Below are 11,967 nucleotides of genomic sequence, written 5' to 3'. Positions count from 1 at the left end.
GAATGTAACCTGAGAAACCAGCCCATGAGTGATTTTTTAATAGCCCCCTCTATCTTATCCGCAGACTTTGCCCGCCTGGGTGAAGAAGTTGACGCGGTACTGAATGCGGGTGCCGATATCGTACACTTTGATGTGATGGATAATCACTATGTGCCTAACCTGACTATTGGTCCGATGGTTTGCAAAGCACTACGTGACTATGGCGTGACCGCTCCCATTGATGTGCACTTGATGGTAAGCCCGGTGGACGGTTTGATCGGTGACTTTGCCAAGGCGGGGGCGTCCTACATTACTTTCCACCCTGATGCTTCAACTCATGTTGATCGCTCACTGGCGATGATTCGTGATGCGGGCTGCAAATCCGGCTTGGTATTAAACCCTGCCATGGGTGTGGAGTCATTAAAATATGTGATGGATAAAGTCGACATGATTTTATTAATGTCGGTTAATCCCGGTTTTGGTGGTCAGAAATTTATCCCGGCAACGCTGGATAAACTGCGTGAAGTGCGTGAGTTGATTGATGCCAGCGGCCATGATATTCGCTTGGAAATTGATGGCGGAGTCACCGCAGACAATATTCGAGAAATCGCTGAAGCGGGTGCGGATACTTTTGTTGCCGGTTCGGCTATTTATAATAAACCCGATTACAAAGCAGCGATTGATGCCATGCGCGAGCAGCTGGCATTGGCTAACGCCTGATAGCAGGGGTTATTGGCCCGCTAAAAATAAAAAATTACTAATCAATTCTTTGCCGCCTTCGGTGGCAAAGGATTCCGGGTGAAACTGGATGCCGTAAATCGGATATTCACGATGCTGGATGCCCATAATTTCAAACTCGCCACCTCGACGTATTTTTTCCTGGTTAAAAAAGTCCTCCGCAGAAAAATCCCCAACAACCGCTGTTAGTGCCAGGCAGTCTGGAAAACTGGCAGGCTCGGCCATCAGTGAGTGATAACGCATCACCTCTAGCTGATCCGGTATATTATTAAACATACCTTTGGCATTGTGTGTGATCGGGCTGATTTTGCCATGCATGGGAAGGGCGGCTTTCACTACCTTGCCGCCAAACACATGAGTAATACCTTGCATGCCAAGACAAACACCTAGCAGTGGAATGGTGCTGCCTAATTCGCGAATAACCTCGGCACAAACTCCAAAATAATCGCTGTCATCCGGAGAGCCGGGCCCTGGAGAAATAATAATGCGGTCGGGATTTGCCTGGCGGACATCATCCAGCGTTACTTCGTCATTGCGTTTTACGGTAATAGTAAAACGATCAATCTCACCGTGGCTTTGTTTTGCCGTCAGTATTTCGCCAATAAACTGATATAGGTTATAGGTGAAGGAATCATAGTTGTCGATAATATAAATGTTCATGGTTATTCCTGTCAGGCGGCTGTGGTTGAATCATCAACAATAAATTTGTCTAACACTTTTTTGGTGCCAGCGAACTTGCGAACGATTTCTTCGTACTCATCTTCCGGGTTGGAGTCATAGACATTGCCGCCACAGGTTTGTACATATGCGTCTTCTCCGCTGGCAAAAACCGTACGGATGGGGATGGCAAAGGTACAATCACCATTAAAAGAAAAATGACCTACAGCGCCACCATAGGGACCGCGGCCATCGCTTTCCAAATCGTTAATAATTTTCATGGCTTCAATTTTGGGTGCGCCGGTTAAGGTCCCCGCCGGGAAATTACTGGCTAATGCGGAAAACATATCTTCATCTTCAGCAATAATGCCAACAATTTCGCTGGAAATATGTTGCACGTGACTAAAGCGCTTAATGTCCATCAAGTTGCGTACTTTTACTGTGCCGAATTGTGCAACGCGGCCGATATCATTGCGGTGCAAATCAACAATCATATTGTGTTCGGCAATTTCTTTGGGGTCGTTCAAAAGGGTTCTGGCTAAGGCGGTATCTTCTTTTTCTGTGTCGCCACGTTTTGCTGTGCCGGCGAGGGGGAAGGTTTCCATTTCTCCCTGTCGTAGGCGGAAAAGTAATTCGGGGCTGGCGCCTATTAATTTTTGCTGATCGAATTTCACATAGTACATTTGTGGGGATGGGTTAACTTCTCGCAACTGCTCATAAATATTAATAGTGTCGCCTTCCAGGCGGAAGCGCTTTTTAAAGCCCACCTCCGTTTGGAAAATTTTCCCGTCAATAATATCCTGTTTTACTTTTAAAACCGCTGCTCGATGATCTTCGCGACTCATGGTTTCACCCATGGAATAAATCTTCAGCTCGCCGTTAATTACATCGGGTTCTGCTAAAAGTTCATTGATCAGTTCAAGACGGCTGTCGGTATAGTAAAAATAAATTAACTCGCCGGTCATTTTGTCCAGAATCAAGCCATCTTTGTATAAGCCAAAACGAAAGGCGTCAAACAGTTCGCTGTCCTGCATTTGCAAAGAGGGTTCAAAATAATTCATCGCATCATAGCCGAGATAGCCCGTCAGGCCGCCGGCATATTTTCGTGAAATAATATTTTGCGGCACAATATCCCGTAGCAACTGATAGGGGTTGTCGCTGGTAAAGTGCTCGGCACTCCCGTCGCGTTGTTCGATGGTCAGGGTGTTGCCATTGGCATAGAGTAATTGTTCCGGATCAAAGCCAATAATTGAGTGGCGAGACATATGGCTGTCTTCACCCAGTGACTCCAGGTAGAAGCAGTGTTTATTGCGCCGTTCAATTTTTTTGAACAGGCCAAAGAAATCCACATCATCGCTAATGGTGATGTAATGGGGTTTTCTTGGTAGTTCAATGGTTGCGGGTTGTTTGTTCATAATAATTAGTGGCTTCTAAATTAGGACGAATGTTCTTTCAGGGCCCTTGAGCCCCGGGTTACAGTGGCAATACCGACGCCCAGTTGCTCGGCAATCTGTCTTTGCGGCACACCGGCTTCAAGCAATTTAAAAATCTGCAGACGCTTGCTGATCTCCGAAAATTCTGAGGGTGTGAGTAAATCACCCAGCCGTTGTTCCAGGCTGCCAGCATTGTCGGCGGCCAGTAAATGGTCGATTAATTCCCGCTTATAGGACTTGCTTTCTGTATTCATGTACTAGTACACTAACACAAAATTTGCAGAGGTCAACCGCTGTTTTAAAAATGATGGCTTTAGATGATCCATTGGAGGGGGTGTATTCCCCATAGGGCTTGCGTACAATCGCCGCTCACTAGACAAAAAGCACGCCAGACCATGCTGTTGATGATCGACAATTATGATTCTTTTACCTACAACGTGGTGCAATACCTCTATGAGCTGGACGCAGATGTTACGGTGGTGCGCAATGATGAAATCAGTGTGGAGCAGGTTTTAAGCTTAAACCCTGAACGAATCGTGATCTCACCGGGCCCCTGTACACCTAACGAAGCTGGTGTGTCGATGGCATTGATCGAGCGATTTGCCGGTGTGGTGCCCGTATTGGGTGTTTGTCTCGGGCATCAAAGCATCGGCCAGGTATTTGGTGGTAACGTCGTTCGCGCTCGCCAGGTGATGCATGGTAAAACCTCACCGATCTACCACAATAATCAAGGGGTGTTTGCGGGCTTGCGCAACCCCTTTGAGGCAACGCGCTATCACTCGCTGGTGATAGAGAAAGAAACCTTGCCGGACTGTCTGGAAATGACGGCATGGACGCAAACCGAGAGCGGTGAGGTGGATGAAATAATGGGTGTAAGACATAAAACACTGGGTGTTGAGGGGGTGCAGTTTCACCCGGAGTCCATCCTTACCGAACACGGGCATGATTTGCTGAGAAATTTTTTGCGCTGCGGAATTTAATTAGAGTCTTTAACATGAATATACAAAAAGCTATTGCCAGTGTTATAGAAGGCCAGTCCCTGAACACTGAAGATATGATCGCCGTGATGCGTCAGATTATGACGGGTGAATGCACCGATGCACAAATTGCCGGTTTTTTAGTAGCTCTGCGTATTAAGGGCGAAACCGTAGAAGAGATTACCGGTGCGGCTACCGTGATGCGTGAGTTAGCCACGGGGGTTTCCGTTAGTGGTGATCACCTGGTTGATATTGTAGGTACCGGTGGTGATGGTATTAGTACCTTTAATATTTCAACGGCTAGTACTTTTGTTGTTGCCGCCGCTGGCGGTAAAGTGGCCAAGCACGGCAACCGTTCCGTTAGTTCAAAAAGCGGGGCAGCTGATTTATTAGAGGCTGCCGGTGTGCGTTTGGATTTATCCGCAGAAGAGGTGGCGCGTTGTGTGGAGGCGGTTGGCGTCGGTTTTATGTTTGCGCTTAATCATCATAGTGCGATGAAACATGCGATTGGCCCACGTAAAGAATTGGCTACTCGCACTGTCTTTAATTTACTGGGGCCAATCACCAATCCCGCGGGTGTGCCCAATCAATTATTAGGTGTATTTAGCAAACAGTGGGTCCGCCCCATTGCAGAAGTGTTAAAAGATTTAGGTAGCGAGCATATTTTAGTAGTGCATTCCGCCGATGGCCTGGATGAAATCAGTATTGCTGATAAAACCTTTGTTGCTGAATTAAAAGATGGCGAAATAACTGAGTACACCATCTCACCAGAGCAGTTTGGTATGCAGCGCAGCTCACTGACCGATTTAAAAGTTGCGGATGCGGCGGAAAGCTTATCGGTAATACAGTCTTTGCTGTCCGGTACTGACGGTGGTGCCAGTGATATTGTTGCTTTAAATGCCGGCGCAGCTATTTATGCAGCTAATATAGCTTCCAGTCTGGAAGAGGGCGTTAAGATTGCACAGGATGTTCTGGCCAGCGGTACCGCCGGAGAAAAATTAAAAGAGTTGGCGCAAGTCACGCAAATGATGAAAGAGGCCTAAGGCTTGCTATGAGTACCCCAACCATCCTTAAGAAAATTGTTGAACGCAAGCATGAGGAAGTGGCCGAGCGTTTAGTAGCGACTTCCATTAGTGATTTACAACAGCAGAGTTTAGCGCAAAGCCCTTGCCGTGGTTTTGTTCAGTCTATGGCGAATAAATTATCTGCCGGCCAATCCGCTGTTATAGCGGAAGCAAAAAAAGCGTCGCCAAGTAAAGGTGTTATTCGTGAGTCTTTTGATCCCGCCGCTATTGCAGCCAGCTATGAGCAAGGTGGGGCGGCTTGTTTGTCCGTATTAACCGATAAAGATTTTTTCCAGGGTAGCGAAGCTTTTTTACAACAAGCCAGAAATGCCTGCTCGCTTCCTGTTATACGTAAAGATTTTATCGTTGATCCCTATCAAGTGGTTGAAGCGCGCGCGATTGGCGCTGATTGTATTTTATTGATTGTTGCCTGTTTGGACGATCAACAAATGGCTGAACTGGATGCCGCCGCCAAAGAGCTTAACCTCGATGTCTTAATCGAAGTGCATAACCGGGAAGAGCTTGATCGCAGTTTATCGCTAGGTAATACCCTGGTCGGTATCAATAATCGTGACCTGCATACTTTTGAAACCTCCCTGAATACCACCTTTGATTTATTACCGCATATTCCTGACGACAGAATTGTGGTGACCGAGAGTAGTATTCATACCCCAGCAGATGTGGCGGCTATGCGTAAGCATAATGTCAATGCGTTTTTAGTGGGTGAGGAATTTATGCGGGCAGAGGAGCCTGGAGAGAGGCTTCGAGAGTTGTTTGTTTAGGAAAGATGCTTTGGCAAACAATTTACCGCCGAGATAAATGGCTTGCCGATCAATCAATGGCAAGGTTCACTAGCTTCAAATTTAGGTTTGCACTATGTCTTAGTTACCGAAAAGTTGGGCCGATGATATGCGCCCGGCGTCTCTCACTATCACCGCCAGGGATGCTGACAGTTTTGGTAAATTGCGGAGATGTCAGAGCTTATTTATAGACTTTGCATAATAAATAGGCCATACCAAACTTTTAGTATCGTTGCCCCCAACTGAACCAATCAGCTTCATTGTTCGCTTGGGCTGATATCTGTTTTTATAGGCCACAAAGCTTTTTGCCCGTGTTCGTTTTCCACTCTTTACCTCTACGGGCAGAATGTCACCACTAGCCGTTTTATATAAAAATTCTATTTCAGAATTACCTTCGTTCCAGGAATAGGTTGGGTTGATACCGGCGGCATAAAGCTCATTCTGTACAAAGTTTTCTGCGATATAACCTTTTACAATCATGGATTGCGCCCTTTGCTCTTTATAGGTTATTTCTAAAATATGCCCTAATAGACCAACATCAAAGAAAAACAGTTTAAAAATATTTTCTTTGGTCAATATTTTAAGTGGTGATACCGGTTCTGAGCCAATGGGGAAGCACTTAGAAACTAATTTGGTTTTTTCTAGCCAGTCAATAGCCCCTTTTAATTGCTGGTATCGATTTTTCTTTGCAATAACATCTTTGAATAAGTATCGCTTAACGGAGTCATTTGTATTTTTAGACAGTTGCAGAGGAATATTTTTGAAAACAGCGCTTATTTCAATGGCGCTAATGGTGCCACTGTATTTACCAAAATCTCTTTCATAGCCCATAATCAAATCTTGATGCACCTTGCTGGTTTTGGCTGCTCGTTCATTGATGCCGGAAGAGCTATGTTCGTACCATACCTTAACCGCCTCAGGCATGCCGCCCACAAAATAGTAATCAAGCAGGTAATGCCACAGTTTATCGTGGACTATCTTTAGCCTGGACATTGATCGGTAACTGTCTAATAACTTATGTTCTCCCGACGCCATTAGAAACTCTTCAAAAGATAAGGGCTGCAATGCCAGTGATTGCACTTTTCCTACGGGGAAGGAATTCAATAAGCCGATATTTGACCCGGACGCACAAAGAAATAAGTCGGGCCTTTTTTCGGCAAAATATTTCAGGCTATCAACAGCATCCTGGCATTCGCCTATTTCATCAAAAAATATCAGATCGCTAGCAGGGTCAATATCAATACCTAAAAACACTTCGATATTGCTAATGATGTCTTCCGGCTCCAGGCTGTTCTCAAATAAGGCATGGGCCGCTTTGTTGGTTCGAAAGTCCAGAATGTGGGTGTGCTTGAAATATTTTTCGCCAAACAGCTTTCCTATTAGATATGACTTTCCTGTTTGCCGGGCACCGTCGAGTAGCAAAGGTTTTCGGGTTTTTTGCTGTATCCAGTCTACAAGGTCCTGCTCTGCCAAGCGCTCCATGGGGTCACCTATATTACATGTGTCGGTAAAAGTGTAAGCTTTAATCACTTTTATCTCAATAAAAGTGTAGTATTTTGTCACTTTTATGTCGATGATAGTGTTGTAAGCGGTGCATTTTCTCCCGGCTTTTGTGTTTTTTGCGTTATAACTAATTGATATTAAATGGGTTTATTAATTTTTGGCAATAGTATTATCCCCATGAGCCCAGAGCTCACCTCCACATAAATAAACTCATTATCGAAGCGAGCATTGCCTGTCACCGGCGGCGCTTTTACACTGAGGGCCTGATTTTGAAAATCAGAGGCAGGCCACAATCCCATTTTGCAACTAAAGCTATATGGAAAGGATCATAGAGGTCGTATAAACAGATGTACCGTTACTCAGCAAATCTTCTTTTATTGGTAGCCGGCATAACTTGGGGCATGGGCTTTGTCGCGCAGCAAACCGCTATGCAGGATATAGGTCCCTTTCTGTTCGTTGGGGTACGTTTTTGTCTGGCGGCTTTGGCCGTATTGCCCTTTGTCTATTACGAACGATCAAAAATTCACGCCGAAGAAACCAAAACCTTAACAGTTAAAGATCTAAACACCATGTTGCTACTGGGTTTGGTGTTTTTTCTGGGGATGATTCTTCAGCAGATTGGCCTGCTAACAACCACGGTAACCAACGCCGGTTTTTTAACCGGGCTTTATGTGGTGTTTGTGCCATTTATTTTGTGGATAGTTTTAAGAGAAAAACAGCACTGGATTATCTGGCCTGTTGCCCTGGCCTGTTTGTTAGGGATATTTTTACTGGGGGGTGGTCATCTCGGCGGTTTAAACATCGGGGATAGCCTGGTGACCGCTGGCGCGGTATTTTGGGCGGTGCAGGTTATTATGATGGGAAAAATTGCTCAACGAACCCGCCGCCCCGTTTTGGTGGCCACCGTGCAATTTGCCTGTTGCGGCCTGCTGGGTCTTATCGGGCATTGGGTGTGTAGTGCCTTGTTAGGGATCGATTTGGAACCACCTCTGGCACTCGAATCTTTAAGGGCTGCCTTGCCGGAGATTCTCTATGCAGCATTAATTGCCGGCGCTTTTGCTTTTACTTTACAAGCCATTGGCCAGCGTTATACCGGTGAAGCTGAGGCCGCTATTTTACTTTCATCGGAAAGTGTTTTTGCGGCATTGTTTGCGGCGTGGTTTTTAAGTGATAGATTGGAACTGGCTGGGTATCTTGGTTGTGCGATTATGTTTGCGGCAATTCTGGTGGTTCAGGTGGTGCCTGCGAACGTTAAGGCGGCAGCGGTTGGAAGAGGGTAATTTGAAGTTGCTAAACCTGGCGTATCGGCATGGTTTGGAGTGTATCGCCTGACGTTTTCGGCAGTGCTCTGCACAATACTCAAACTAAAATATCGGTTTTGGCTTTGACTTGTTAACTGCTGACTTTAGCGCGGTCTTCCAAAATAAACTTACGTAACATTCGCTCATTGCGCATAACATGAATAATGATGATCTTGGATTTTTCAGTGCGATAAAAAACTCTGCATGGGCCAACTATGACCTCTCTATAGATTGATTTTCGGGGAAGTTCTGGATGCTTGCGACCAGAATTAGGGTGCGCCTTGAGCTGTTCAACACATCCGAAGACAGATTGAACCGGTTTTTGTGCAGCAGAAAACTTATCAAATGCAATAAATTCAGCAATGACATTTAATTCGTTTAGAGCCGATTCCGTCCAAATTATTTGAGCCATTTACTCATTCGATTCTTGGCTTGAGCATGGGAAGTAATGCGCCCTTCAGAGAAGGCGACCTCTCCCTTTGCTAGTCCTTCCAGCAATGCGATGCGATCCTGCATCATTTCATAATCGTCTACATCCACCAAATAAGCAGAGGGTTGGCCGTGTTCTGTAATAAGCACTGGCTCTTTAGAGGCGTGCAGATCCGCGAGGATCTTTGTGGCCTGACGTTTTAATGTGGTCACTAATTCGATTTTCATAGAGTGATACTGTAGTGATACTTTTTTCTTTGCAAGTATTCAGTGGTGTGGACTAAAGGAATATACAATTGATGAGTTGATAGTGATGAATAGGGAAGTCTACGTTTTTGCTGATTGGGAAGAATTTGATGAGCCAATGCTGGTTGGTACAAAGAAGATATGCGGGTTTAATTATTTAAACCCACCGCTTGGTTTAATGCAGTAATCAAGGAGTCTGACCCTTGATTCTTAAGGCTGCCACTGGATGTCAACTTTGCGGTGCTGATTAGCGCAATCGCGAAGATACAAATTAATAAGACTTTGGTATGGGACACCGGATTCTTCGGACATACTTTTGAAATAATCAATGGGGTCAGAGTCGTTGAAAGCCTATGGTTTGAGGTGTAATTTCGGACCAATGACTCCGACCCCATTGATTTCGACCCCATTGATTTTTGATTAACTCAAAATCTATTGCATTGCTTAGGTAATAGAAGGCTCGTTGTTGGTTTTACCGAGTGGCTTACGGCGTTGCCGTAAGCTGGATTCCCGCCTGCGCGGGAATGACGGGGGGTATGTGGTGGAATGTAATCCACCCTATGGGTTGTAAGCCAGCTTTGCAGAATAATTTTTTGCTGACAAGCTGTCTATTTTAAAGAGGTGTGTCAGGCAGCACATAATAAGTCCCTCGCCCTGTGCCTTTGGTTTCTATTAATTTCAACCTAAGAAGCTTTTCGAAATCTTGCTTACGCGCCGACAAACTACGTTGTGAAATACCGCCATATTCTCGCTGGTTAATGCTGCCTCGCTCATATATATAATCTAGCACCTGTTGATGATGCGGCTCTAATCGCGGCTTGGCGCTCGATGGTTCTGGCAATATTTTTATAACACGACGCAACTCGTCAAGTATGCCTTCGGAGAAGTATTCCAGCCATTCAGAAAAATCAATATCATCAGCCAGGTCATAATAATCACCTTCAAGGCCAACGGCTTTAAAATAGCGGGTAACGTTTCGATTGTAATAATCTTCAAAACTGAATATTTCAAAAAAATCCAAACCAAGCTGGCCTAGTATGGCGGTTGTTAGCAATCTAGTGGTTCGCCCATTACCATCAATAAAGGGATGAATAATCACATTCTGGCGATGAAAAATGCCGGCGAGAATAACCGGGTCAACTTTCCCGCTCTTTGCATTCACAAATGCCATGAGTTCTTTTGTTAGTGGCCGTACGTGCTTTGCGTCTGGCGGGATAAAAACAATTTCATCTGTTTTGCGGGGGTTGCGAATAATCACGGGGTCTTGTCGCAGGGCGCCGCAATGGGAAGGGTTTTCCATCAAACCATCCACCACCTGGCCCTGGATGTGTTCCAGGGTTTTAACGCTTAACTTGAAGCGATTCTGGCTTACGGATTGGTATAAGCTTTGTAGCGCGCTGTTGTAATTGAGCACTTCTCGTTCGGTATCACGAATACTTTCTTTGTGGGTTTTTAGCAGGCGCTTTACGTCGGTCAGTGGCAGTGGGTTGCCTTCAATACTGGTTGAGGCATATGACGATAGCTCTCTGGCACTGAGCTCCAGTTTGGCCAAACGGCTGTGAGTCAGCTGCTGAGCTTTGATCTCGCCAATAGACTCACCAATCTCTCGAATGGTGAGCAGGAGTTTATCTGTGATGATGTATTTGGGTTGCCATGTCATAGCCGTAAAGTAGCCGTAAAGTAGCCGTAAATCAAGGAGAAGTAGCCTTAAAATGGCCGGTACAGTCGCTGGATTGGCTTAGGGCTTTGTTTTGAGTGTAGTTATGAGCTATTGATAGCCTATTTACTTATTAAATCTATGTCATAACTCAATGCAACGGCGCCACCCCAACCTGAGGCATATCCGCCAAGCCAATATCCCTGGCATGCTGCTCAAAGCCTTTATTCTTCCAGAAAAAGGCCCCAGGCATAGTCGTTGGTACTACCAAGACATAAAACAACGCCCGACCTATCAGTGCAGTAATCACAATAGAACCCAACAAGACAGTCCATAACATTAGGCTGGCAAGACTCTCACTGGCCCAAAGACTTAAGCCTATAGCCGCTAAGAAGTTCAAACCCATTAATCCATTACGCAGTAAATACGTTTTCCCAAACGTACTACGCTGAATATAGTGAGAAGCCGCCCCTTCATGATCCGCAGCACTTAAATCTTTATGATGAAAACTAAGACCAATACCTTCAAGCGCAATCCCTATCGCCATAAAACCACCCAGCAGACTTAGCAGTGAAGCGGGGGATTGGCTTACCCATAACAATACAGGCGTTGCGATCACAGCAATCACCACAGCACCCAGCGTTAGCATAGAGCCGGCAAAGCTGGTGGCGGTTTGCCAGTGGTTCCAGAACGGGCGGGCTTTGATGCGGTAGCAGCGGTACATATAGTAAAGTGCGATTAAACCTGCAGGGATGGCCAGTGCACCAAATACAGTGTCGGTGATAGCGGCAAGGCGGGTGAATTCGCTACGTTTTTATCGAGGCTTTAATAACCTCCGCTACTCCCCCGTTGCCAGAGAAGGTTTAGGCATTGTCGTCTTTATGGCCTGTGTCGGTTTTCATATGCTGGCGTCATTACCTGCCAATAACTTTGTACTGGACCTAGTCCCAGCACTCAGCGAATTCACCCGCCTTGCCGCCATCACCGCCACTGTATTTGGTGCACTGGCCATCCCTGCAGGTTTAGTCGCCCTTTACTATATGTACCGCTGCTACCGCATCAAAGCCCGCCCGTTTTGGAACCACTGGCAAACCGGCACCAGCTTTGCCGGCTCTATGCTAACGCTGGGTGCTGTGGTGATTGCTGTGATCGCAACGCCCGTACTGTTATGGCTAACCCAATC

At 45.8% G+C, this 11,967-nt stretch carries 13 protein-coding genes and 1 pseudogene; 6 read left to right on the top strand and 8 right to left on the bottom strand.

Translation table 11 applies throughout. The annotated features are described in order from the left end of the window. Positions 1–24 precede the first annotated feature (24 nt). The gene (gene rpe / locus P8H32_RS02855) at positions 25–699 is read left to right on the top strand and encodes a ribulose-phosphate 3-epimerase (RefSeq protein WP_297290881.1); all 675 of its coding nucleotides are present in this window, start codon (positions 25–27) and stop codon (positions 697–699) included. Between the two features lie 9 nt (positions 700–708). On the opposite strand, the gene P8H32_RS02850 is transcribed toward rpe, so the two are convergent. From P8H32_RS02850 to P8H32_RS02840, 3 genes are read right to left on the bottom strand one after another with little or no spacing between them, the layout of a single operon-like run. Then, the gene (locus tag P8H32_RS02850) at positions 709–1,377 is read right to left on the bottom strand and encodes an aminodeoxychorismate/anthranilate synthase component II (RefSeq protein ID WP_297290880.1); all 669 of its coding nucleotides are present in this window, start codon (positions 1,375–1,377) and stop codon (positions 709–711) included. A gap of 11 nt (positions 1,378–1,388) precedes the next feature. Continuing rightward, entirely contained in the window at positions 1,389–2,789 is a 1,401-nt protein-coding gene (locus P8H32_RS02845) for an anthranilate synthase component I family protein (RefSeq protein ID WP_297290879.1), read from the bottom strand. Positions 2,790–2,809: 20 nt separating this feature from the next. Then, the gene (locus tag P8H32_RS02840) at positions 2,810–3,061 is read right to left on the bottom strand and encodes a Trp family transcriptional regulator (RefSeq protein ID WP_297290878.1); all 252 of its coding nucleotides are present in this window, start codon (positions 3,059–3,061) and stop codon (positions 2,810–2,812) included. A gap of 141 nt (positions 3,062–3,202) precedes the next feature. On the opposite strand from P8H32_RS02840, the gene P8H32_RS02835 reads away from it, so the two are divergent. Genes P8H32_RS02835 through trpC form a run of 3 tightly spaced genes read left to right on the top strand, consistent with a single transcriptional unit; the run spans position 3,203 to position 5,630 of the window. Next, on the top strand, positions 3,203–3,787 hold the full coding sequence (locus P8H32_RS02835) for an aminodeoxychorismate/anthranilate synthase component II (protein WP_297290877.1): 585 nt from the start codon (positions 3,203–3,205) through the stop codon (positions 3,785–3,787). A 14-nt stretch (positions 3,788–3,801) separates the two neighbouring features. Further along, the gene (gene trpD, locus P8H32_RS02830) at positions 3,802–4,827 is read left to right on the top strand and encodes an anthranilate phosphoribosyltransferase (RefSeq protein ID WP_301088416.1); all 1,026 of its coding nucleotides are present in this window, start codon (positions 3,802–3,804) and stop codon (positions 4,825–4,827) included. Positions 4,828–4,835: 8 nt separating this feature from the next. Next, the gene (gene trpC / locus P8H32_RS02825; protein ID WP_297290875.1) at positions 4,836–5,630 is read left to right on the top strand and encodes an indole-3-glycerol phosphate synthase TrpC; all 795 of its coding nucleotides are present in this window, start codon (positions 4,836–4,838) and stop codon (positions 5,628–5,630) included. A gap of 192 nt (positions 5,631–5,822) precedes the next feature. Here trpC and P8H32_RS02820 read toward each other — a convergent pair whose 3' ends face one another. Next, the gene (locus P8H32_RS02820; protein ID WP_301088415.1) at positions 5,823–7,121 is read right to left on the bottom strand and encodes an AAA family ATPase; all 1,299 of its coding nucleotides are present in this window, start codon (positions 7,119–7,121) and stop codon (positions 5,823–5,825) included. Positions 7,122–7,498: 377 nt separating this feature from the next. Between P8H32_RS02820 and P8H32_RS02815 the strand changes: the two genes are divergently transcribed. Continuing rightward, positions 7,499–8,431, top strand: a complete 933-nt coding sequence (locus P8H32_RS02815; protein WP_297290874.1) for a DMT family transporter — start codon at positions 7,499–7,501, stop codon at positions 8,429–8,431. 112 nt (positions 8,432–8,543) lie between these two features. On the opposite strand, the gene P8H32_RS02810 is transcribed toward P8H32_RS02815, so the two are convergent. From P8H32_RS02810 to P8H32_RS02795, 4 genes are all read right to left on the bottom strand, one after another. Next, positions 8,544–8,864, bottom strand: coding sequence for a type II toxin-antitoxin system RelE/ParE family toxin (locus P8H32_RS02810; protein ID WP_301088414.1), 321 nt, complete (start codon positions 8,862–8,864; stop codon positions 8,544–8,546). Further along, on the bottom strand, positions 8,852–9,109 hold the full coding sequence (locus P8H32_RS02805; RefSeq protein WP_301088413.1) for a type II toxin-antitoxin system Phd/YefM family antitoxin: 258 nt from the start codon (positions 9,107–9,109) through the stop codon (positions 8,852–8,854). The genes P8H32_RS02810 and P8H32_RS02805 overlap by 13 nt, the downstream gene beginning before the upstream one ends. A 631-nt stretch (positions 9,110–9,740) precedes the next feature. After that, entirely contained in the window at positions 9,741–10,787 is a 1,047-nt protein-coding gene (locus tag P8H32_RS02800) for a Fic family protein (protein ID WP_301088412.1), read from the bottom strand. 148 nt (positions 10,788–10,935) lie between these two features. Then, positions 10,936–11,568: a dimethyl sulfoxide reductase anchor subunit family protein gene (locus P8H32_RS02795; protein WP_367279144.1), complete on the bottom strand. Its 633-nt coding sequence runs from the start codon at positions 11,566–11,568 to the stop codon at positions 10,936–10,938. 13 nt (positions 11,569–11,581) lie between these two features. Between P8H32_RS02795 and P8H32_RS02790 the strand changes: the two are divergent. Beyond that, positions 11,582–11,967 (top strand): annotated as a pseudogene (locus P8H32_RS02790) (aspartate carbamoyltransferase); the annotation flags it as partial.

Origin of the sequence: Oceanicoccus sp. (assembly GCF_029238675.1) — a bacterium.
In the GTDB taxonomy this organism is placed as follows: Bacteria; Pseudomonadota; Gammaproteobacteria; order Pseudomonadales; family Dasaniaceae; genus Oceanicoccus.
Note: the sequence above shows the minus strand (reverse complement) of the source record. Positions and strands in the feature narration are given on the sequence as shown.